Here is a 20,481-nt window from a genome sequence, read left to right as displayed (position 1 = left end):
TTAACGTAACTGGTCCCGAACTTCCATTAGCGCGAAGCCCAATAAATTAGGCCCCTGCCAGCGGGCCGGGTTGTTGGCATCGGGCGAGTCGGCGGCAAAGCCAATACCCCAAATAGTATCTACTGGACTCGCTTCCACCAGCACCCGGTCACCGGTTGAAATCAGAAATTTTGCCAACTCTTTGTGCTGACCAAATTTGTGCCGGTTGCCGGTTATCACAATTTCTACCTTGCGTTCTTCCCATGTTTCGGGTTCAAAATGCTGGATTTCGCGGCCCAGCTTCTTGGCCTCTGCTGGACTCTTCGCGGCCAGAATTTGAGTCAAAGCTTCAGCATCGTTAAACAGCCGCGCCTTTTCGGCCATCATCCAATGTTCAGTCGACCGGTACACGATGCCTGCCACTATAAAATCGGCCAGCCACCACTGGCTGAGACAGGATTTGGTGATGGTACCGTCCTTGCTGGGCTGATTCCCCCAGAAGAACAGGTATTTGACGCGTGCGTCATGCGCCAGTTGGTCGAGCAGCCATTCGGTGGAATACTGCATGCTTACCGCGGCACCTCCACACTCTGAATAATCTGCTTCACCACCTCATCGGGCGTGCCGCCTTCCATCTCGCGCTCGGGCGTGAGCATGATGCGGTGGCGCAGCACGCTCGGGGCCAGAAACTGCACGTCTTCCGGCGTCACGAAGTCGCGGCCGCGCAGGGCGGCCAGGGCTTTGGCGCCGTTCAGCAGGGCCAGCGAGGCGCGGGGCGAGGCGCCCAGATACAGCGACTTGTGCGCCCGCGTCTGGCCCACCAGCTTGGCGATGTACTCCAGAATATTGGCTTCCACGCGCTGCTGGCGCACCTGCTGGCGCAGCTGGGCCAGGTCGGCGGCGCTTAGAATGGGCTGCACGGCCTCCAGGTTGGTGCCGCCGAAACCGCTGTGGTGGCCCTGCAAAATCTGCACTTCCTCGGCCAGCGTGGGGTAGCCCACGTGCAGCTTGAAGAGGAAACGGTCGAGCTGGGCCTCGGGCAGGCGGTAGGTGCCTTCCTGCTCCACGGGGTTCTGGGTGGCCAGCACCAGAAAGGGCTCCTGCATGGCGTAGGTGGTGCCGTCCTGCGTCACGGTGCGCTCCTCCATCACCTCAAACAGGGCCGACTGCGTCTTGGCCGGCGCGCGGTTGATTTCATCAATCAGCACCACGCTGGCGAAGATGGGGCCGGGCCGAAACTCGAAGTCGGCCTTGTTCTGGCGGAAAACCGAAGTGCCCAGCACGTCGCTCGGCATCAAATCGGGCGTGAACTGGATGCGGCTGAACGGCACGGCCAGCGTGCGGGCCAGTAGCTTGGCCATGAGGGTTTTGGCCACACCGGGCACGCCTTCGAGCAGCACGTGGCCATCGGCCAGCACGGCGGTGAGCAGCAGCTCCAGCAAATCGGTCTGGCCGACGATGATTTTGCCGATTTCGGTACGAATGGCTTCGGTCTGGGCCGTGAGGCGGGCAAAGTCGGTGCGCGGGGCGAAGGCGTTTTCCGGCCCGGTAGCAGCTGCCGAAGCTGCCGTTTCAGCAGCCACTGGTATAGCCGGCGTTTCGAACGAAGCTGGGGTGGGTGATTGGGAAATCGGGTCTAAGTTTTCAGGTTCCATCTATAAGGTGCTGGCGTAGCCAATGAAAGTTTGAGCGGTGGCTTCGTCGGCGCAAGCAGCTAACAGCTGCTGGTGCACTGTGCGGGCGTATTTGGGAGCAACTAATTTTTTCGATACCAGCAGCAAATCCTGGAGCAAGGAAGCATATTTGTCCCAGTCGAGGCCAGCGAGCAACTGCTTTTCCACTGCCGAGCCACGCTGCTGAAACAACGCTTCATCCCAATCGAACCGGAGCAGAATCAGAAGCTTTTCGGTGGTGAGCATGACACTAGCAGGCGTTAAAAAGAAGTGGTTTCAGGAAAAAAAAAGGGGCTCAATTTGGTCATGAGGGTGCTTTCGCGGAATTGTTCAATTTACTGAAAAGAGCGTTTCCCGGCACAGTGCAAAAACAAAATCAGCGGCCGGCTTCGCGTCGAAAATCACTCAGCGCCCGGCTTAGCTGCAGCAGCTGCTGGTCGTTGAGCTGAGGGGCGGTGCGGGCAAAATTCACCAGCCGCAACAGCTCATCCACGCGCGGCCGGGCCAGGCCCGACTTCTGGCTGAGCCGCTCGCGGAAGGCCTCGTCGCCAAAATCAGGGCTGGGCTCCTGGAAACGGGTGCGCAGGTAATCCAGAAACAGCCCGATTTTTTTCTCGGCAATGGCCCCGTGGCTGCGGCCCTGGCGGTAGAGGCTGGCCACGGTGCGCGTGAACAGAAGCGTGGTATTGGGGAGCGGCCTGATGGTGGGGATGATACGCTGCCGCCGCCGGGCTTCGACCAGCACAAACAGCACCCCGCCGATGAGCAGCAGGTACCAGGCCGTGTTCAGGGCTTCGTGGGTGGTTATCAGGCGCAGCAGCGACTGGTTGCCCACGCGGCCCTGCTTCTGGTACTCGTCCCACCACGTGGCGCGGGCCGGCAAGTAGGAGAGCGCCGTAGCGGCAAACTGGCTGGTGGCTGGCCGCAGCACAAACTGGTTGGTGAAGGCAATGGGCACCGTGCAGAGGTAAATATAGCCCCGCCCGTAGGCGCAGCGCACCAGCACCGGGCGGCCCTGCGCATCGGCCGCGAGCGCGCGGGCCGGGCCGTAGGCGGGGTGCGGGTGCGTCGAATCGGTGGCAAAGCGCAGGTCGGCATCGGCCCCCGGCAGGCGGTAGCGCGGGCCGGCCAGCGCCGGGTTGCTGAAGCGCACCGTCACCGAATCGGGCACGGGCAGGCCGCGCGGGCCGCGTCGGGTGGTTAGCGGCACGCGCCGGATGCGCAGGCCCAGGGTATCGAGCAGCGCCTGGCCGGCGTCGCGGAAGCTCTCGGCCACGACGAATACGTTGTGGCCCAGCGCCGCGTAGCGCAACAGCACGGGCAGGTCGGCCGGCGTGGCGTTGAACGTGGTGTTGACGAACAGGTAGTTAGGGCGGGTGTGGAGCAAGGCTTCGGTTTGCCAATCCACTTCTTCCTCCTCGTCTTCGTCCTCGTATGCTTCGCTGGTATCGGCAGATGCCACCGACACGGTTTCTGCGGTATCAGATTCAACAGCGGTTGTTTTGCCAGCGGCACTATTCGGCGGCTGTTCGGCCGTTGCGGCTGCCGAATCAGTGGCCTCGGAGGCCGCAACGGCTGTCGAGTCAGTCTCAGCATCGGTATCGAAGTTTGCCGACGAATCAGCTTCTGCCGGGCGGTTCGCCGAATTATCCTCCACCACGGTGCGACGCTGCGCTTCGGCCAGCGCGTCGCTGGTTTCCAGCGACAAGCCGGTAAGCTGGTTGTAGATGGGCAGGCGCGAAGTGGCCACCGAATCGGTGCCGAGCAGGCGCGGCAGCTGGTCGTACAGCACGTAGGTGCCGTACGGAATCCGGTCTTTGTTCACCAGCGTGGGCGTCCAGTCAATGGGCTTGGGGCGGTTGTACTCCAGCGCCACGTAGGCCGCAAACAGCAGCAACAAGCCTCCCAGGTACCAGCGCAGATTCATCTTCATCGGGAGCAGGCATTAGCGCGAAGTGTTCGAATAGGAGCGGCCCAGCTGCGCCCGCAGGGCCTGATGGCCGGCGCGCACCTGCGCGTAGAGCGGGGCCGTGAGCGCCAGCTCGCCGTACCACACGTACTCAAACTGCCGCGTAGCCTCGCGGAAAGCCCCGCGCAACGGCCCGGCGGCGGGCAGCTCGGCCAGGTAGGCGTGGTTGGTTTTGTCGGGCTGCCAATTGATGAGGCCGCCGTCGGCCAGGGTTTTCAGCAGCTGCAGGTAGCCCAGGCGTACGGCCAGCCGCCAGTTGCCGGCGGCTTCGGCTTCGGCCAGCCGGGTCGCAAAATCAACTTCGTGAATGTTCTCGGCCATCGTGTCGTAGGCCAGGGCGGCGCGGCGCGGCGAGCGGCCCAGCATGGCGGTAAAGTCGATTTCGAGCAGCCGCAGCACAATAAACACGCCCGCCACCACAAACAGGCCGTAAAATATCCAGCGCCAGAAGTGGTTGTAGCTGCGGCTCACCAGCCAGTTGCCAATGGCATCGCGCACCCGCGCCCAGAAGGCGTCCCAAGCACTTTGCTCGGGCTGGGTAATGGCCTCTTCGTACTGAAACTCGCGCTGCCCGCGCAGGTCGCGCAGCCGGTCGGCATCGGGCCGGCGCAGGCGCGGGGCCGGGCCCGCGTCGGGCAGCAGCGCGGGCGCGGCCGCCACCGGGCGCGGCGCGGCCTGCGCCGGGCCGGCTGCCGCACTAAGTAGCAGCAGCACCAACAGCGCGCGAACCCGCGCAGGGAAAGCCGGCATCAGGCCGGGGAAGGAATCGAAAAGCACTAAGCAGTCAATTAGAAAAGGATGCGCCCAATGTTAGTATTCGCCTTCTTCGTCGGCGCGCAAAGTGGCGTTTTGCACCGGGGCGGGTGCCTGGCCAATCTGGTTCACCAACTGGTGCAGGCCGGTGCCGTCGCGGCGTTCTACCAGGTTAAAATATTGGAAAGCAATGGCCAGCAGCATGGGCGGGTAAAACAGCAGGTTCAGCACCGAGCCAATGGCCGCCAGGGAAATCAAGAAAATCTGGGCCGTGCGCCCGCTGGCGCCCCCGGCTCCCGGGTTCCAGCCACCGCGTAGCAGGCCCAGCGTGAGCATTCCCGAAAAGGCCCCAATAACCATCAACACCACAAACAGCATCAGCACCATGATGGCCAGCAGCCCAAACGTCGACCACCATTTGCCCTTGGTCAGGCTCAGGCTGCGGCTCAGCGTGGCCCCAAACCCGGTGCCTTCCACCACTTTAATGATGAAAAACGGCATGAGGGCCACGGCCAGGTAAATGCCCGGAATGGCCAGGAAGAACAAGCCAATGACCACAATAAAGGCAATGCCCAGGTACGAGAAAAACGAGCTGATGAAATCCTGCTTCACCACCTGCCACACATCGCGCGGCATAATGGGCTCGGCCGAGGGGTAGGGGCGCAGGCACAGCTTCACGTAGCCGTACACCGTGAGCACCAGCATGGTAGCAAAGGCAATGCCCAGCGCAATGCTCACCCAATAGAGCGGCGTGCTGACCAGCTGGCTCATCATTTCAATCTGCCGCAGGGTCGTGCTGCGGCCGCCACCCTGGCGGGTAGTGCTGAAAATGCCCGCTATGTTTTGTTGCTGCAGCAGGCCCGCCGCCACGGCCCGCAACAGCGCCGCGGGCAGCACCAGATACAGCAGGCAGCGTCCCAGCCCGCGCCAGTGGGCGGCAATGAATTCAAACGTGGCCGAAAACTTCTGGCCGAAGTCGCGCCGCTGGCGGAAGTCAGACTCCTGGGTAAAAGCTGGTCGCATCAAAAAGGGAAAAGAAGGAAGAAAAACGAATCAAAAATTGCTTTGGGCGGCTGCCGCCGGAGCCGCTGCCAGCGCCGCCCCGCGCCGGCGCAGCTGCCAGGGGTACCAGCCGAAATACCACAGAATGAACGCCGCCGAAGTGCTGATAATGGCAATGCTGGCGGCCAGCGGCATTTCGGTGTGGCGCGTCACGAAGCTTTCGAGGAAGCCGGCCACCATAAAAATGGGCACCAGCCCCAGCGCCAGCTTGCCACCGTCGCGGGCCGCGTGCCGGAGCGACTCGGCCCGGCTGTGCGTGCCCGGAAACAGAATGCCCTGCGCCAGCACAAAGCCCGCCGCGCCAGCCAGCACAATGGCCGAAATCTCCAACGTGCCGTGAATCCAGATGGTGAGCACCGAGGTAGCCAGCAACTTTTGCTGGTAGAAAAAATACTGGAACGAGCCCAGCATCAGGCCGTTGAAGAACAGCGCGCCGGCCGTGCCCAGCCCCGCCGTCATGCCCAGGGCAAAGGCCGTGAGGGCCACCTTGATGTTGTTGAAGGTGATAAACAGGAACATCGAGCTTTCGGCGTCGCTCTTGTACACGGCCATGGGGTCGCCGCGCCGGATGTTGTCCAGGGTCATGTTCACGTAGCCGTCGCCGAGCACGCTGCGCACAAACGAGTCGTCGTAGGCCGCCGAAAGGGCGCCCAGCGCCGTGCACAGCACAAAAAACAGCAGCGTCCAGCCCAGCGTGCGCTGGTGGCGGCTCACTACCAGCGGTAGCTCGTGCAGCCAGAACTGTCCAAAGCGTCCGCGAGCCTCCGACTTGTTTTTATAAATGGCCTGGTGCAGCTTGCCCGTCAGCCCGTTGAGGTAGGCCGTGGTGGGCGAGTTGGGATAAAAGGTTTGGGCATAGGCCAGGTCGTCGGTGAGAGCCACGAAGCGGGCAGCCAACTCGTCGGGACTCGCGGCCGGGTGGGTTTCGTAGTGCTGCCAGCGGGGCTGGTTTTGCCGCAGGAAAAGGGCTTCGCGCATGGGGCGTGGTTAGGAGCTTAAAGGTAGCGCGGCGGCCGGAAGTTACCCTACCGGCCACCCAAAAAATGCCATCTGCTGCACGCATGTGCGGCCCGCGCCGTATTTTTCAAGGCAATAATTATTCCCGCCCTCTCTTCCGCAAGAATAGCCCGCTTTTTCTGCCTCGCTCATGAGTACCATTCGCATCCAGACTACCCAGAACGTTACCCTCGAATACGAAATTGCCAGCGCCGGCGAGCGGGTGCTGGCCGCGCTCATCGACTACGGCCTCTACGCGGTGTGGTTTATCGGCTGGGGCATGCTCAACAGCAACTACCACCTGGCGCCGGCGGGCCGGGCCGGACAGGTCATCATGTTTCTGCCCACCACGTTCTACATGCTGGTCTGCGAGGTGTTTTTCAACGGGCAGTCGCTGGGCAAAAAGGCCCGCCACCTGCGCGTGGTGCGTCTCGACGGCACCCGCGCCGGCCTTGGCGACTACCTGCTGCGCTGGCTGCTGCGGCCCATTGAAATTCTGATGACGCTGGGAGTAGCGGCCTTCATCACCATTTTGCTGAACGGCCGCGGGCAGCGGCTGGGCGACATGGCGGCCGGCACCGGCGTCATCAGCCTCAAGCCCCGGGCGGCGGCCCGCAACCCGCTGGCCGCCGAAGCCATGCTGGTGGAAGGCTACCAGCCGGTATTCGCCCAGGCGGCCGTGCTCACCGACCACGACGTGGCGCTTATCCGCCAGTTGCTCTACCAGGGCAGCCGCCAGGAAAATTACTTGCTGCTGAATGATTTGGCCAACAAGGTTAAATCGGTAACCGGCATTCGGACCGACCTGCCCGACCTGCCTTTCCTGCAAACCGTGCTGCGCGACCACGCGCATCTGGTAGCCGTTGGGGCCGGTTAGGTAATCGGCTACAACAGAACGTCATGCTGAGCGCAGTCGAAGCATCGCTACAGCGCTACACAATTAGTTAGCCTCACAGTAGAAATGCTTCGACTGCGCTCAGCAGGACGTTCAATGCAGGATACATAGAAAACGGCCGCCCCATTGCCAGGGCGGCCGTTTTTAAATGTGAGCAAAGCAAACACTAGGCGAACTGCTGAAAATTGGCTTCTTCGCGCCAGAACTGGCGGGTGTCGCGGATGAGGTTTTTCAGAAAATCCTCGTCTTGTTTCAGGCTGCGCCATTCGCCCATGCCCATTTTTTCGCACAGCTTATAGAAGTTGTCGCCCTGGCCTTTCGAGCCCTGCACTTTCACGAGGCAGCTCAGGGGTGGGCGGCCGGCTTCGTGCTCGTTCATCGAGATTTCCGCCAGCATTTCGTTGAGGCGGGATTTTTCGTGCGAAATTTCCAAATTCAGGCCCAATTCGGCTTCCTGCACCAGCGTCAGGTAGCTTACGGTGCCGGTTTGCAGCCGGGCATAGCGAATGAGATACGTGCGGATACGACCAGTCATGGTGGGAAGAAGGATGAACAAAAAACCGTTTTGGGGGCTGAAAATTAGCGAATTTTAGTTGGACGCTGGTGCAGGTTGCACCGGCATCCATCCGAAAGTTTCAGCCGGCCGGCAGCCTCCTTACCACAATTGTTCCAAAAATTCCCCGACCACCCGGTTTCTATCCTGTTTCAGGATGGTTTAGGCCTGTTCAGCCCAACCATCCGGCCAGCGCTACGACTTGCTCTGGCGGCGGCGCAGCTCCTTCTGAATCAGCAGAAACTCGCGGCTGCTCTGGCCCGCGATGGCCGTATTTTCGTCGGCGCGGCGCAGCAGGTAGGGCATCACGGCGGCCACCGGGCCGTAGGGCAGGTACTTGGCGGTGTTGTAGCCGGCGTTGGCGAGGTTGTAGGTGAGGTTGTCGCTCATGCCGTAGAGCTGGGCAAACCACACCCGCTCGTCGCCGGGCGCCAGGCCGGCCTGCTGCATCAGTTGCGTGAGCAGCAGCGAGCTGGCCTCGTTGTGCGTGCCGGCGCAGAAGCTGATGCGGTCGATGTGGTCGATGCAGTAGCGCAGCGACTCGTCGTAGAGGTCGTCGGTGGCCTGCTTGGTGGGGTTGATAGGGTTTTGCTGGCCGCGCTGCTTGGCGACGCGGGCCTCTTTTTCCATGTAGGCGCCGCGCACCAGCTTGGCCCCGAGGTAATAGCCGGCTTCGGCAGCGTGGTCGTGGGCTTGCTTCAGGGCGTCGAGGCGGTCGTGGCGGTAGAGCTGGTAGGTATTCCACACAATGGCCTTCTCGCGGTTGTATTTGGCCATCATGTCGTAGGTCAGCAGGTCGATGGTGTGCTGAAACCAGCTTTCCTCGGCATCGATGAACAGGCGCACGCCGTGCTGGTGGGCGCGGGCACACAGGGCCTCCACGCGGGCCAGGGCGCGGTTGTGGGCGGCTTCTTCGGCGGGGGTGAGGAGCTGGCCGGCCTGAATTTTCTCCAGAATGGCCACGTCGGCCACGCCGGTTACCTTGAACACCGAGAACGGAATATTGGGCGAGCGGTGGGCTTCGTCGATGGTGGCCAGCACCTCGTCGCGGGTGCGGTCGTAGCTGGCGTCACTGCCTTCGCCTTCCACCGAATAGTCGAGGATGGTGCCGATGTGGTATTTGCCCAGCTCGGCCGTGACCGGGCGGCACTCTTCAATGGTTTCGCCGCCGCAGAACTGCTCGAAAATGCTGTGCTTGATGAGAAACTTGGTGCCGGGAATGCCCCACTTCAGGGCGTTCTTCATGAGGCCGCTGCCGGTTTTTACCAGCGTGCCGTTGTTCATGGCCGCGAACAGGGCGTACACTTTGCGCAGCTGAAAATCAGACTTCGAGGCGAAGGCCACGCGGGTATCGTCGAACGACAGGGGCGGGGCCTGGGTGGTGGGGGCGGGCGTCATGGGCAGGCGGGTGGTCGGCTGAACGAAAAAAAACGGGAAATGCGGGCGGGCAAACGTTGCCGCAAAGGTAAAAGGCAAACAACCTTTTGGCCGATAGAGTTAGGTTTGCGGCCCCGCCCGGTACTGGTGCGTGGGCCTTCACTTCCTGGTTTCCATGGCTGCTGTTTCTGATACGTATTTTACCCGCTTGCTGGCGCAAAAAGGACAACCCATTCTCATTGCCGGCCCCTGCTCGGCCGAAACCGAGGCGCAGGTGATGGCCACTGCCCACGGGTTGAAGGCGTTGGGCAAGATTGATTTATTCCGGGCGGGCATCTGGAAGCCGCGCACCCGGCCGGGCTCGTTCGAGGGCATGGGCACGGCGGCCTTGCCCTGGCTGCAGCGCGTAAAGGCCGAAACGGGCATCCCGACGGCCATTGAAGTAGCCACGCCGCGTCACGTGGAAGAAGCCCTGGCCCACGGCATCGACGTGCTTTGGATTGGCGCGCGCACCACCGTGAACCCTTTTGCGGTGCAGGAACTAGCCGATGCGCTGGCCGGCACCGGCGTGCCCGTGATGGTGAAAAACCCCGTGAACCCCGACGTGGCCCTCTGGGCCGGCGCGCTGGAGCGGATGGAGCGGGCCGGCATCACCGATTTGGCGGCTATTCACCGCGGTTTCAGCACGTTTGCGCCCAGCCGCTACCGCAACGCGCCGACGTGGATTCTGCCCATCGAGCTGAAAACGCGCTTCCCCCACATCCCGCTCATCTGCGACCCCAGCCACATCGGCGGCCGGCGCGATTTGCTGCTGCCCATTGCCCAGAAGGCCCTCGACCTCGATTACGACGGCCTCATCATCGAAACCCACCCCGACCCCGACCACGCCCTGAGCGACGCCGAGCAGCAGGTGACGCCCGCACGCCTGGGCGAAATTCTGAACGAGCTGAAGTACCGCTACCGCTCCAGCGACAACGCCGAATACCTGAACAAAGCCGAAGAGCTGCGCCAGAAAATGGACGAGGCCGACCGCGAAATTGTGGAAGCCCTGGCCCGCCGCATGGCGCTGGTGGAAGAGCTGGCCGAATACAAAAAGGAAAACAACGTGAAAATTCTGCAGTTCGACCGCTGGCAGGAAATCTTCCGGACCCGCACCGACTGGGCCGGCAAGCTGAACGTGAACGACAAATTCGTGGCCGAGCTCTACAAGCTCATTCACCTCGAAAGCATCCGCAAACAAACCGAGGTGCTCAACGGCCGCCCGCAAGTGGACGGCGTGGAGCACCTCGGGCCGGGGCTATAGGCGGGGCCGTAGCGGCTATTGCAGCCGCTCGTAGGTATCGACTGGGGCATCGCAGGGGCCGCCGTAGTCCAGCGTCAGCGTGTTGCCGTCGAGGTTGTACTGCACGGTGGCAGGCCCCAGGCTGCTGGAAGCAGCTGAGTAGGTGAACTGTAGAGTCGGGGCAGTGGTGCCGTTGTTGAAGCATCGAACTGCTGCCGTGGTGAGCAAATACTGGCCGAGCCGCAAAGCGCGGCTACCGCCGTAAAAAGTGAATTGCGTGGGCGTGAACGTAACGGTTTCGTCGGGCAAGGGTGTGGGCGCACATTCGCACTGGCGGTTGGTAAGCCGCCAGGTGCCTTCCAGGCTCGGGGCCGGGGCGGTTTTTTTCTGGCACGAAGCCATGCCCAGCAGGGCAACGGCTAGAACGGGAGTAAGGAACTGGCGCATAGCAATGAGCAGGTTTTAGCGGGTGCCGCAGAACATGGGCATTTCGCGCTGGTACTTCACGGTCAGGCCGTCGGAAGTATCATCGGACAGCACGAGGGTCGTGGCCGAAAGCTCGGCGATGAATGGTCGGCCGCTCGTTTGCGGCACCGGAAACTCCAGAAAAGTTTCGGAACGGCGCGTGGTGTAAGCCACAGCGGTGCTGAGCGTGTAGGACCCCGTAAACACAGGCGTGCCGTTGACCATTGCGCGGGCCTGGCCGTCGGCCGTAAATTCTACTTCCTGGTAGCGTTGGGCATCGGCCGGACGCGTGCCGCCCCCGATTCCGCCCGACGTTTGAGCAAGGGCCCAGCGGCCCACGATGGTAGTTGCCGGCTGATTAGCGGGCTCGACTGCCGCCTTTTGGCAGGCGGCAAAGGTGGCCAGGCTCAACGCGGCGGAGGCGAACAGCAGCGGACGGAAAAGTGGGTACATGATGCAGAAGAAAAAAAGTGGAAGGAAAGGAAAAAGCAAGCCGGGAAAATGTGGAAAGGAAGGCCGATGCATGCACTTATGCCCCTTTGACCGGCCACTGCGCCGGATGGTTGCGCGGGCCGAAACTTTTTGTGCCGACTTTTGCGCCCATGGATAATTCCGTCATCATCGGCCCCGAGGCCCTGCCCGCCCTGGCCGAACTGCTCCAACGCCCCGCCGTAAGCCGCGTGTTCGTGCTCGTGGATGGCAACACTGCCCGCCAGTGCCTGCCGCTGCTGCTGCCGCACCTGCCGGCCGACTACAAGCTCATCGAAATTCCGGCCGGCGAAGAATATAAAACGCTGGCCAGCTGCGACACCGTGTGGGGCGAGCTCACCGCCCAGCATGCCGACCGCCACGCCGTGCTCGTGAACCTGGGCGGCGGCGTGGTCACGGATTTGGGCGGTTTTGCGGCGGCGCTCTACAAGCGCGGCATCCGGTTTGTGCAGGTGCCCACCACGCTGCTGGCGCAGGTCGATGCCAGCGTGGGCGGCAAAACCGGTGTCGATTTTCAGGGCTATAAAAACCAATTGGGTGTATTTCAGGCCCCGGCCGGCGTGTTTATCGCGCCGAAATTTCTGGAAACCCTCGACCCGCGCCAGCTCAAATCGGGCTACGCCGAAGTCGTGAAGCACTGGCTCATTGCCGATGCCGACGCCTTCAACACCAACCGCCGCCTGGGCTGGCTGACCGACGACTGGACCAGCATCATCCGCGAGTCGGTGGCCCTCAAGCAGCGCATTGTGGCCTCCGACCCGCTCGAAGCCGGCCCGCGCAAGCTGCTCAACTTCGGCCACACCGTGGGCCACGCGCTGGAGAGCTACCTGCTCACCCAGCCCGGCCGCGAGGCCCTGCACGGCGAGGCCGTGGCCGCTGGCATGGTATGCGAAAGCTGGCTCTCGGTGCAGCGCGGCCTGCTAAGCGCCGAGGAGCTGGATAAAATCGAAACATTCATCTTTTCGGTGTTCGACAAGCTCGATTTCGTGACCCTGGAAACCAACGCCATCGCCGAATTCGCGCTCCAGGACAAGAAAAACGCGGGCGCGACCATCAACTGCACGCTGCTCGAAGGCATCGGCCACGGCGTGTACGACCAGCCCGTGACGGTGGCCGAAATCGCCGAGTCGCTGCGCTATTACCACCGGCTGCAAGCCTAGCCGGTTGTTCGTTGCTAGTTGTCTGTTGTCAGGTGCTGACCGGCACCTGTTTCCAACCAGCCAACTAGCTAACAACGGACAACTACCAACTGATAACTACCCATGCACCTCTCCTGGCCCGGCGGCCCGCTACGCGGCACTGCCCAACTTCCGGCTTCCAAAAGCGAAGCCAACCGCGCCCTCATCCTGCAAGCGCTGGCCGGCGGCGGCACCCTCGGCAACCTCTCCGATGCCAACGACACGCAACTGATGCTGCGCCTGCTGGCCGCCGCGCCCAGCACCGAGCTCAGCGCCGAAGATGCCGGCACCGTAATGCGTTTCCTCACGGCCTACTTGGCCGTCACGAACTGGCGCGGCCGCCTCACTGGCACGGCGCGCATGCAGGAGCGGCCCATCAAGGTGCTCGTCGATGCGCTGCGCCAGGCCGGAGCCAGCATTCATTATTTGAACAACGACGGCTACCCGCCATTGGAAATCGGAGGTTTCACTGCCGCTGCCGAAACCGCAGAGCCCACCGAGTTATCGGTGCGCGGCGATATCAGCAGTCAGTACATTTCGGCCCTGCTGATGGTGGGGCCGCACCTGCCCGGCGGCTTGCGCCTCACGCTCACGGGCCACATCGGCTCGCGCCCCTACATTAACATGACGGTGGCGCTGATGCAACGCTTCGGCGCCGATTACTCCGCCGACGGCGACGTGCTGACGGTGCGCCCCGGCGCGTACCGCCCCACCGATTACGTCATCGAATCGGACTGGTCGGCGGCCAGCTACTGGTACGCTTTCGTGGCGCTGGCTCCGGCCGGCTCCGAAATCACGTTGGCCGGCTTGCGTCGTGAATCGTTACAGGGCGACCAGGCCATTGCGGAAATGATGACGCAATTCGGTGTCGAAACCACTTTTCTGGCCGAGGCCGTGCACCTGCGCCAGGTGCCGCTCACGCCGCAGACCGCAATTCCAGTGCTCGATTTCACCGATTGCCCCGACCTGGCCCAGACCGTGGCGGTAGTAGCAGCAGCCCTGACCCGCCCCGTGGATATGACTGGCCTCGAAAGCCTGCGCATCAAGGAAACCGACCGCATCGCGGCCCTGCAAACCGAGCTGGCCAAGTTCGGCGGCGACCTACGCGACCTGGGCGCAGGCCGCTTCCGGGCTGAATCGAATGGCTTCGCGGTCGATAATCAATCGGTGGCGACTTACCACGACCACCGCATGGCCATGGCGTTTGCGCCGCTGGCGATGCGTGGGCCAATTGCCATTGAAGCGCCCACCGTGGTGCGCAAGTCCTACCCGCAGTTCTGGAATGAATTAGCGAAGCGCGGCTTCAGCGTCAGCGAAGCTGGCTGAAATAAGCGGCTGACTTGCGCAGCCGGCTGCCATACCAGCTGAATAATTCGCCGTCCACAATCTCAATTTTCGCGGCGGGGCACAGGGCCTGAAACTCCGCCATGTGCTTCGCCGCGAACGGGTAGGGCTCCGACGATAGGAAAATGCATTGCGGGTTGGCGGCCACCAGTTGGTCCGCGCTGATTTCGGGGTAGCGGCTCAGGCCGGCGAAGGCATTGGCGAAGCCGGCCCGGCGCAGCATGTCGTCAATAAAAGTGCCCGTAGTGGCTACCATGTAAGGCTTGCGCCATATGAAATAAGCCACGGATTCTGGAGCAGCCGTTGAAGCGGCTGGCAACGCCAAATCAGCAAAAGAAGCTTCAATGTCAGCGGCCAGCGCGGCGGCCTTTTCTTTCGCGCCCACGATGAAACCGACGCGCCGAATCATGTCCAGCGCTTCCGGCAAGTTGCTGATGTCGCTAAGCCAAACCGGATATTCTGCGGCCAGTTGCTCGATGCCAGCCTGATAATTCTCCTCCTTGTTGCCGATAATTAAATCGGGTTTCAGGGCGGCTATTTTTTCGAAATCGAAATTCTTCGTGCCGCCAATTACCGTGGCCTGGGTGCGCGCCTCGGTCGGGTGAATACAGAACTTGGTCACGCCCACCACTTTTTCGCCCAGCCCTAGGTCGAACAGCAATTCCGTTTGCGACGGCACCAGCGACACAATACGCCGCGGCGGAAACGGCACTGCCACGCGCCGGCCCATCTGGTCGGTAACGTTGAGCGGGTGGGAGGGAATAGTGGGAAGTTCCATGTGAAAACTACTGTCATCCTGAGCAAAGCGAAGGACCTTATCACGACTGAGCTATTTGCTTCAACGTGATAAGGTCCTTCGCTTTGCTCAGGATGACAAACGTCAAAACGCTTATTTGAAATACCGGAAATCGTGGCCGTCTTCGATGCGCAGCAGCGTTTCGTAAATCAGGCGCGTTACGCTCTCCACATCGTCCTTGTGCACCGTTTCCACGGTGGTGTGCATGTACTTGAGGGGCAGCGAAATCAAGGCCGAAGCCACGCCCGAGCCGGAGTAGGCGAAGGCGTCCGTATCGGTGCCGGTAGCGCGGGTGGCGGCGGCGCGCTGAAAGGGAATATCCGAGGCTTTGGCGGTGTCGATGATGAGGTCGCGTAGGTTGTTCTGCACGGCCGGGCCGTAGGTAATCACCGGGCCTTTTCCGCAGCTGATGTCACCGGCCGTCTTTTTCTCGTACATCGGAGACTGACTGTCGTGCGTCACGTCGGTGATGATGGCCACGTCGGGGTTGATGCGGTGGGCCACCATTTCGGCGCCGCGCAACCCTATTTCTTCCTGCACGGCGTTCACGATGTAGAGGCCGAAGGGCAACTTCTTGTTGTTCTCCTTGAGCATGCGGGCTACCTCGGCAATCATGAAGCCGCCCACCCGGTTGTCGAGCGCGCGACCCACGTAAAACTTGTCGTTCAGCACCGTGAATTCGTCCTCGAACGTCACCACCGAACCCACGTGGATGCCCATTTCGGCCACCTCGTCGGCGCTGCTCGCGCCGCAGTCCAGAAACACGGTTTCGATGGTCGGCGCCTTGTCCTGCTCCACCTTGCGCACGTGGATGGCCGGCCAGCCGAAAATGCCCTTCACGATGCCTTTTTCGCCGAAAATATTCACGCGCTTGCTCGGGGCCACCAGCGGGTCGGAGCCGCCGTTGCGGCGCAGGTAGAGGTAGCCTTCCTTGGTGATGTAGTTCACGAAGTAGGAAATCTCGTCGGCGTGGGCCTCAATAACGACTTTGTACTTCGCGTCGGGGTTAATTACGCCCACCACCGTGCCATAGGTATCCACGAAATATTCGTCGATGTAGGGCTTGAGGTATTCCAGCCACAGTTTCTGGCCTTCTTTCTCGAAGCCGGTGGGGGAGGGGTTGTTGAGGTAGGTTTGGAGGAAGGTGAGGGATTCGGGACGCATTGGCAGATGGTGTTGTTAAAAACGATAATACAAGCAGCAAGCTACGATGTTTGAGCGGCTTGCGCAGGTGCAGGCGTGTGCCACGCCATCGGAATATCGGCTTCCCGGCCGTGCCCATCGGCCACCCGCCCCTCTAATCTGCCCTCGCGCCGAAACCCCAGTTTTTCGTAGAGCGCCAGGGCGCGGGCGTTGCTCTCGCGCACCGTCAGCTCCACGCGGCTGACGTGCGGAAACCGCGTCGGCACTGCCGCTAGCAAGGTTTCGAACAGCCGTCGGCCCACGCCCTGGCCCTGTACCGACGCATCGACGGCCACGGTGAGGTCGCCCAGCACGTGGGCAAAAATCCGCAACCCACTGGCGTAAGTGTGAATTTCTGCCACTATCTGCCCGTCCTGCTCGGCCACCAGCCCGATGCCCTGGGCCTGCGCCCGTTGCAGGAAGTGTTGCACATAGTCGTCAGTCACCTCGTCGGGCTGCCGGGCAATGCCGCCGCTTTCGCGGGCCACGCGCTGGTAGAGGGCGCGCACGGCCGGCGCATCGGCCGGTAACGAGGGCCGAATGAAAATAGGGAGCATTGGAAAAACGATTTTTTAAGCCACCGACTTGCTTACACGGTGTGCAAAATGAGGTAGAGCGAGGCCGCCGAAACCACCAGCCAGAGCAGCGTGCCCAAGGCGTAGGGCCTGATGCCGACCGAGCGCAAAACCTTGGCCGACAAGCCTGCTCCAATGAAGAACAAGGTTACCGTAAAGCCGATTTTGGCCAGGCTTACCATTGCCGGGCCCAGCGGCCGAACAGCGGGCACAAAGGTATTCAGCAGCATGGCCGCGATAAAACCAAAAATGAAGTAGGGGACAGTGATTTTAACCCCCTTCTGCTTAAAAAGCAGCGCCGTACCAAGTGCCACCGGAATAATCCAGAGGGCGCGGGCCAGCTTCACGGTGGTGGCTACGGCCAGCGCCTGGCTGCCATACGCCGCCGCCGCACCCACTACCGAGCTGGTATCGTGGATGGCAATGGCACACCACAGCCCAAACTGCTGCTGCGTGAGATGCAGCGCATGGCCAATGGTGGGAAACGTGAACAGCGCCAGCGCATTCAGCACGAACACCGTGCCCAAGGCCACCGACATTTCCTCGTCTTTGGCCCGCAGCACCGGCCCGATGGCCGCGATGGCCGAACCGCCGCAGATGGCGGTGCCGCACGAAATGAGGTGCACCACGCGCCGGCTTAGTCCCAGCCACCGGCCCACCACAAAACCCAGCAACAGCGTGCCGAAGATGGATGCGATGGTGAACACGATGCCCGTTTTGCCGGCCTGCACCGCCGCGTGGGCATTCATGCCAAAGCCCAACCCTATAACCGAAAACTGCAGCAGCTTGGCGGTGGCTTTGCGGGTTTGGGTAATGAACGGATTGCCAGCGGTTTGGGCTAGTAACAGGCCCAGCGCCAGGGCGAGAGGCGGCGAAGCCCAGGGCGTGAGGCAGAAAACAAAAAACAACCCAAAAACGACCTGCTGCAGCGTGAAGACCTGCCCAAACAACGTCCGGGAGGCATGTAGTTGGCGCGTCCACCCCGGAGCTTGGTTAGGCTTTGGAGTAGCTTCTTGCACCAGAAGTTTCATGTTGGTAGAGCAGTTGTTGCGAGCACAAATTTACGGTGCTTGCTGCGCCAGGGATTATCCAATCATGTTATAGCAAATAACCAACGGTTATAGTCGGAAAGATTGAATGGGTTGATTCGGGCAGCTTGTAGGGCGCTTCCTACCGCTTACTGTTATCGAGTTGGTTCTGTGCGAAGCTTAGAAACCGCTGCGCCGGCCTGGCCAGCACCTGGCCTTGCACCCAAACGGCCTCAAACTGCCGGGCCAAGTGCAGCCCTTGGATGGGCACCACTTCGAGCAGGCCGGCGGCTAGCTCGCGGTCCAGGGCCCGGCGCGACACGAAGCCCAGCGCCCCCGGGGCCGCTTCGAGGTAGCTTTTAATGGCCTCGGTATTATCCAGGTAAATGGCCACCGCTAAGTTGCTGAGTTTGATTTGCTGCGCCCGGAGGGCAAATTCCAGGATTTCGAGCGTGCCCGAGCCGCGCTCACGCAACACCAGCGGATGGGCCAGCGCTTCGGCTACAGTTAGCGGCGCAGTGGACAGGCCGCTGGGAGTAGCGCGGCGCACGGCCACCAGCTCATCGGGCAGCAGCAATTCGTAGTGCAAATCCTTGCTCTTCGTGCGGCCCTCTACAAACCCCAAATCCAGCTCGCCCCGCAACAGGGCATCGGCAATACGCTCCGAATTGGCATTGAGCAGCGTGAGGTGTACCTGCGGGTAGCGGGCCTGAAAGGCGGGCAGCAGCCCCGGCAGCACGTACTGGCTGAGGGTCGTGCTGGCCCCCAGGCGCAGGCGGCCGGTGGCCTCGTCGGGGTTGCGCAGGCCCAGCAGCTGGTCCTCCAGAAGCTGCTGGGCCTGCGCCACTGTTTCGGCATGCGCTTGTAGCAGGCGGCCGGCTTCGGTCAGGCTCACGCGGTTGCCGCGTCGCTCCAGCAGGCGTTGCCCGTATTGCGCTTCCAACTCCCGAATGTGCTTCGTCACGGCCGGCTGGCTCACAAAAAGCTCCTGCCCGGCTTTCGTAAAGCTCAGGTGCCGGGCCACAGCAGCGAATACACGGAGGCGGAAATCGGACATGCCTAAAAGTAATTCGTTGCTCGGCAAGCAGGCTGGCCACCGCGCCTCCGCCGAGCTTATTAAACCAAAACGCCATGCAGCGCGCAATGCTGCATGGCGTTCGGCTGAGTGGTTGATTTATAATTATAGCGGAATGTTGCCGTGCTTCTTACGCGGCATAGTGTCCACCTTGTTTTCCAGCATCTTGAAGGCGCGAATCAGCTTCTGGCGCGTTTGCGAGGGCAGGATTACCTCGTCCACGAAGCCACGGTGGGCGGCGCGGTAGGGCGTGGCAAATTTCTCCTGGTACTCGTCCACCTTCTCCTGGAGCTTGGCTTCGGGGTTCTCGGCCTGGGCGATTTCGCGCTTGAAAATGATTTCGGCCGCGCCTTTCGCGCCCATTACGGCAATTTCGGCGGTGGGCCAGGCGTAGTTCATATCGGCCCCGATGTGCTTGGAGTTCATCACGTCATATGCCCCGCCGTAGGCTTTGCGGGTAATCACGGTGATGCGCGGCACGGTGGCTTCGCAGAAAGCGTAGAGCAGCTTGGCGCCGTTGGTGATGATGCCGCGCCACTCCTGGTCGGTGCCGGGCAGGAAGCCGGGCACGTCTTCCAGCACCAGCAGCGGAATGTTGAAGGCATCGCAGAAGCGCACGAAGCGCGCGGCTTTGGTGCTGGCGTTGATGTCGAGCACACCGGCCAGCACCGCCGGCTGGTTGCCCACAATGCCGATGCTACGGCCCGCCAGCCGGGCAAAGCCCACCACGATGTTCTCCGCAAAATTCTGGTGCACTTCGAGGAAGGAGTTGGTATCGATAATGCCCTCAATCACCTCGCGCATGTCGTAAGGTTGGTTGGCATTTTCGGGAATCAGCTTGTCGAGCTCGGGGCGGCTTTCGTCGCCGCTGGCTTCGTAGGGCTGGTTCGGGGCCGTTTCTTCGCAGTTCTGCGGCATGTAGCTCAGCAGCTGCTTGATATGATTGATGGCCACCACCTCGTTGGCGCACGAGAAGTGCGTCACGCCGCTCTTGGCCGAGTGCGTGCTGGCGCCGCCCAGTTCCTCGCTGGTTACTTCCTCGTGGGTCACGGTTTTCACCACGTTGGGGCCGGTCACGAACATATAGCTCGTGTGCTCCACCATCAGAATGAAGTCGGTGATGGCCGGCGAATACACCGCGCCGCCCGCGCACGGCCCCATAATGGCCGACAGCTGCGGCACCACGCCCGAAGCCAGCGTGTTCTTATAAAAAATGTCGGCGTAGCCGCCGAGGCTCACCACGCCTTCCTGAATCCGGGCCCCGCCCGAGTCGTTGAGGCCAATCACGGGCGCACCGTTCTTCATGGCGAGGTCCATGATTTTCACGATTTTCTCGGCGTGGGTTTCGCTCAGCGAACCACCGAAAACCGTGAAATCCTGCGAAAAAACGTACACCAGCCGGCCGTTCACGGTGCCGTAGCCGGTTATCACGCCGTCGCCGAGGTAGTGCTCCTTATCGAGGCCAAAATCCTTGGAGCGGTGCATTACAAACTTACCGATTTCCTCGAACGAGCCTTCGTCCATCAGCAAATCCACCCGTTCGCGGGCGGTGAGCTTGCCTTTTTTGTGTTGGGCATCAATGCGGGCCTGGCCGCCCCCTAACAGGGCTTCTTCGTTTTTGCGGGCCAGCAATTCGGTTTTGGAGAGGTGGGCGTGGGCGTGCGGGTCGGGCATGAGCGGGGCTAAGCGCGCGGGTGGGATGGGTGCGCGGAATGGAAGCCCAAAGGTAGGTTACGGGTAGATTATGGGGCGGCGGTAGCAGTGCAAAGAAAAATGTCATGCTGAACGCAGTGAAGCATCTGAATCAAGC

Annotated in this window: 21 protein-coding genes; 4 read left to right on the top strand and 17 right to left on the bottom strand. The window is 61.7% G+C overall.

Features of this window, described 5'->3' with window-relative positions; translation table 11 throughout:
* From MON38_RS03475 to MON38_RS03445, 7 genes are all read right to left on the bottom strand, one after another.
* Positions 1–546, bottom strand: coding sequence for an NADAR family protein (locus MON38_RS03475; RefSeq protein ID WP_241934736.1), 546 nt, complete (start codon positions 544–546; stop codon positions 1–3).
* A gap of 2 nt (positions 547–548) precedes the next feature.
* Entirely contained in the window at positions 549–1,562 is a 1,014-nt protein-coding gene (locus MON38_RS03470; RefSeq protein WP_422388669.1) for an AAA family ATPase, read from the bottom strand.
* 72 nt (positions 1,563–1,634) lie between these two features.
* Positions 1,635–1,898, bottom strand: coding sequence for a hypothetical protein (locus tag MON38_RS03465; protein ID WP_241934735.1), 264 nt, complete (start codon positions 1,896–1,898; stop codon positions 1,635–1,637).
* 130 nt (positions 1,899–2,028) lie between these two features.
* Positions 2,029–3,585, bottom strand: a complete 1,557-nt coding sequence (locus tag MON38_RS03460) for a DUF4350 domain-containing protein (protein WP_241934734.1) — start codon at positions 3,583–3,585, stop codon at positions 2,029–2,031.
* A 12-nt stretch (positions 3,586–3,597) separates the two neighbouring features.
* Positions 3,598–4,398, bottom strand: a complete 801-nt coding sequence (locus MON38_RS22810; RefSeq protein WP_241934733.1) for a DUF4129 domain-containing protein — start codon at positions 4,396–4,398, stop codon at positions 3,598–3,600.
* Between the two features lie 33 nt (positions 4,399–4,431).
* Entirely contained in the window at positions 4,432–5,397 is a 966-nt protein-coding gene (locus MON38_RS03450; protein WP_241934732.1) for a hypothetical protein, read from the bottom strand.
* A gap of 30 nt (positions 5,398–5,427) precedes the next feature.
* Positions 5,428–6,414 (bottom strand): stage II sporulation protein M, encoded by a 987-nt coding sequence (locus tag MON38_RS03445; protein ID WP_241934731.1) that lies wholly within the window; start codon positions 6,412–6,414, stop codon positions 5,428–5,430.
* A 169-nt stretch (positions 6,415–6,583) separates the two neighbouring features.
* On the opposite strand from MON38_RS03445, the gene MON38_RS03440 reads away from it, so the two are divergent.
* Positions 6,584–7,309: an RDD family protein gene (locus tag MON38_RS03440; RefSeq protein WP_241934730.1), complete on the top strand. Its 726-nt coding sequence runs from the start codon at positions 6,584–6,586 to the stop codon at positions 7,307–7,309.
* Positions 7,310–7,493: 184 nt separating this feature from the next.
* On the opposite strand, the gene MON38_RS03435 is transcribed toward MON38_RS03440, so the two are convergent.
* A complete protein-coding gene (locus tag MON38_RS03435; protein ID WP_241934729.1) occupies positions 7,494–7,862 on the bottom strand; it encodes a hypothetical protein in 369 nt (122 codons plus the stop codon).
* 213 nt (positions 7,863–8,075) lie between these two features.
* Entirely contained in the window at positions 8,076–9,278 is a 1,203-nt protein-coding gene (locus MON38_RS03430; protein ID WP_241934728.1) for a proline dehydrogenase family protein, read from the bottom strand.
* Positions 9,279–9,432: 154 nt separating this feature from the next.
* Between MON38_RS03430 and MON38_RS03425 the strand changes: the two genes are divergently transcribed.
* Positions 9,433–10,560 carry a chorismate mutase gene (locus tag MON38_RS03425; RefSeq protein WP_241934727.1) on the top strand — a complete coding sequence of 376 codons (1,128 nt, stop codon included), beginning with the start codon at positions 9,433–9,435 and terminating at the stop codon, positions 10,558–10,560.
* Positions 10,561–10,575: 15 nt separating this feature from the next.
* Here the strand turns inward: MON38_RS03425 and MON38_RS03420 are convergent, their stop codons facing one another.
* Both MON38_RS03420 and MON38_RS03415 read right to left on the bottom strand, forming a co-directional pair.
* Positions 10,576–10,986, bottom strand: coding sequence for a hypothetical protein (locus MON38_RS03420; protein ID WP_241934726.1), 411 nt, complete (start codon positions 10,984–10,986; stop codon positions 10,576–10,578).
* A 15-nt stretch (positions 10,987–11,001) separates the two neighbouring features.
* Positions 11,002–11,457, bottom strand: a complete 456-nt coding sequence (locus tag MON38_RS03415; protein WP_241934725.1) for a hypothetical protein — start codon at positions 11,455–11,457, stop codon at positions 11,002–11,004.
* 149 nt (positions 11,458–11,606) lie between these two features.
* On the opposite strand from MON38_RS03415, the gene aroB reads away from it, so the two are divergent.
* Positions 11,607–12,653 carry a 3-dehydroquinate synthase gene (gene aroB, locus MON38_RS03410; RefSeq protein WP_241934724.1) on the top strand — a complete coding sequence of 349 codons (1,047 nt, stop codon included), beginning with the start codon at positions 11,607–11,609 and terminating at the stop codon, positions 12,651–12,653.
* 102 nt (positions 12,654–12,755) lie between these two features.
* Positions 12,756–13,997 (top strand): 3-phosphoshikimate 1-carboxyvinyltransferase, encoded by a 1,242-nt coding sequence (locus tag MON38_RS03405; RefSeq protein ID WP_241934723.1) that lies wholly within the window; start codon positions 12,756–12,758, stop codon positions 13,995–13,997.
* On the opposite strand, the gene MON38_RS03400 is transcribed toward MON38_RS03405, so the two are convergent.
* The 6 genes from MON38_RS03400 to MON38_RS03375 form a co-directional block, all read right to left on the bottom strand.
* Positions 13,981–14,793 carry a helical backbone metal receptor gene (locus MON38_RS03400; protein WP_241934722.1) on the bottom strand — a complete coding sequence of 271 codons (813 nt, stop codon included), beginning with the start codon at positions 14,791–14,793 and terminating at the stop codon, positions 13,981–13,983. The two genes, MON38_RS03405 and MON38_RS03400, sit on opposite strands and share 17 nt — an antisense overlap.
* A gap of 111 nt (positions 14,794–14,904) precedes the next feature.
* Positions 14,905–15,975, bottom strand: coding sequence for a M42 family metallopeptidase (locus tag MON38_RS03395; RefSeq protein ID WP_241934721.1), 1,071 nt, complete (start codon positions 15,973–15,975; stop codon positions 14,905–14,907).
* Between the two features lie 41 nt (positions 15,976–16,016).
* Positions 16,017–16,550, bottom strand: a complete 534-nt coding sequence (locus tag MON38_RS03390; RefSeq protein WP_241934720.1) for a GNAT family N-acetyltransferase — start codon at positions 16,548–16,550, stop codon at positions 16,017–16,019.
* A 32-nt stretch (positions 16,551–16,582) separates the two neighbouring features.
* Positions 16,583–17,599 carry a YeiH family protein gene (locus tag MON38_RS03385; RefSeq protein WP_241934719.1) on the bottom strand — a complete coding sequence of 339 codons (1,017 nt, stop codon included), beginning with the start codon at positions 17,597–17,599 and terminating at the stop codon, positions 16,583–16,585.
* Positions 17,600–17,738: 139 nt separating this feature from the next.
* The gene (locus MON38_RS03380; protein WP_241934718.1) at positions 17,739–18,653 is read right to left on the bottom strand and encodes a LysR substrate-binding domain-containing protein; all 915 of its coding nucleotides are present in this window, start codon (positions 18,651–18,653) and stop codon (positions 17,739–17,741) included.
* 123 nt (positions 18,654–18,776) lie between these two features.
* Positions 18,777–20,345 (bottom strand): acyl-CoA carboxylase subunit beta, encoded by a 1,569-nt coding sequence (locus MON38_RS03375; protein ID WP_241934717.1) that lies wholly within the window; start codon positions 20,343–20,345, stop codon positions 18,777–18,779.
* Between the last annotated feature and the right edge of the window lie 136 nt (positions 20,346–20,481).

This window comes from Hymenobacter cyanobacteriorum (assembly GCF_022631375.1).
In the GTDB taxonomy this organism is placed as follows: domain Bacteria; phylum Bacteroidota; class Bacteroidia; order Cytophagales; family Hymenobacteraceae; genus Hymenobacter; species Hymenobacter cyanobacteriorum.
Note: the sequence above shows the minus strand (reverse complement) of the source record. Positions and strands in the feature narration are given on the sequence as shown.

What these genes read in the sequence shown, in the direction of transcription:
- MON38_RS03475 (WP_241934736.1), bottom strand. Translation starts at nt 546, where the DNA reads ATGCAGTATTCCACCGAATGGCTGCTCGACCAACTGGCGCATGACGCA.
- MON38_RS03465 (WP_241934735.1), bottom strand. Translation starts at nt 1,898, where the DNA reads ATGCTCACCACCGAAAAGCTTCTGATTCTGCTCCGGTTCGATTGGGAT.
- MON38_RS03460 (WP_241934734.1), bottom strand. Translation starts at nt 3,585, where the DNA reads ATGAAGATGAATCTGCGCTGGTACCTGGGAGGCTTGTTGCTGCTGTTT.
- MON38_RS03450 (WP_241934732.1), bottom strand. Translation starts at nt 5,397, where the DNA reads ATGCGACCAGCTTTTACCCAGGAGTCTGACTTCCGCCAGCGGCGCGAC.
- MON38_RS03445 (WP_241934731.1), bottom strand. Translation starts at nt 6,414, where the DNA reads ATGCGCGAAGCCCTTTTCCTGCGGCAAAACCAGCCCCGCTGGCAGCAC.
- MON38_RS03440 (WP_241934730.1), top strand. Translation starts at nt 6,584, where the DNA reads ATGAGTACCATTCGCATCCAGACTACCCAGAACGTTACCCTCGAATAC.
- MON38_RS03435 (WP_241934729.1), bottom strand. Translation starts at nt 7,862, where the DNA reads ATGACTGGTCGTATCCGCACGTATCTCATTCGCTATGCCCGGCTGCAA.
- MON38_RS03430 (WP_241934728.1), bottom strand. Translation starts at nt 9,278, where the DNA reads ATGACGCCCGCCCCCACCACCCAGGCCCCGCCCCTGTCGTTCGACGAT.
- MON38_RS03425 (WP_241934727.1), top strand. Translation starts at nt 9,433, where the DNA reads ATGGCTGCTGTTTCTGATACGTATTTTACCCGCTTGCTGGCGCAAAAA.
- MON38_RS03420 (WP_241934726.1), bottom strand. Translation starts at nt 10,986, where the DNA reads ATGCGCCAGTTCCTTACTCCCGTTCTAGCCGTTGCCCTGCTGGGCATG.
- MON38_RS03415 (WP_241934725.1), bottom strand. Translation starts at nt 11,457, where the DNA reads ATGTACCCACTTTTCCGTCCGCTGCTGTTCGCCTCCGCCGCGTTGAGC.
- aroB (WP_241934724.1), top strand. Translation starts at nt 11,607, where the DNA reads ATGGATAATTCCGTCATCATCGGCCCCGAGGCCCTGCCCGCCCTGGCC.
- MON38_RS03405 (WP_241934723.1), top strand. Translation starts at nt 12,756, where the DNA reads ATGCACCTCTCCTGGCCCGGCGGCCCGCTACGCGGCACTGCCCAACTT.
- MON38_RS03400 (WP_241934722.1), bottom strand. Translation starts at nt 14,793, where the DNA reads ATGGAACTTCCCACTATTCCCTCCCACCCGCTCAACGTTACCGACCAG.
- MON38_RS03395 (WP_241934721.1), bottom strand. Translation starts at nt 15,975, where the DNA reads ATGCGTCCCGAATCCCTCACCTTCCTCCAAACCTACCTCAACAACCCC.
- MON38_RS03390 (WP_241934720.1), bottom strand. Translation starts at nt 16,550, where the DNA reads ATGCTCCCTATTTTCATTCGGCCCTCGTTACCGGCCGATGCGCCGGCC.
- MON38_RS03385 (WP_241934719.1), bottom strand. Translation starts at nt 17,599, where the DNA reads ATGAAACTTCTGGTGCAAGAAGCTACTCCAAAGCCTAACCAAGCTCCG.
- MON38_RS03380 (WP_241934718.1), bottom strand. Translation starts at nt 18,653, where the DNA reads ATGTCCGATTTCCGCCTCCGTGTATTCGCTGCTGTGGCCCGGCACCTG.
- MON38_RS03375 (WP_241934717.1), bottom strand. Translation starts at nt 20,345, where the DNA reads ATGCCCGACCCGCACGCCCACGCCCACCTCTCCAAAACCGAATTGCTG.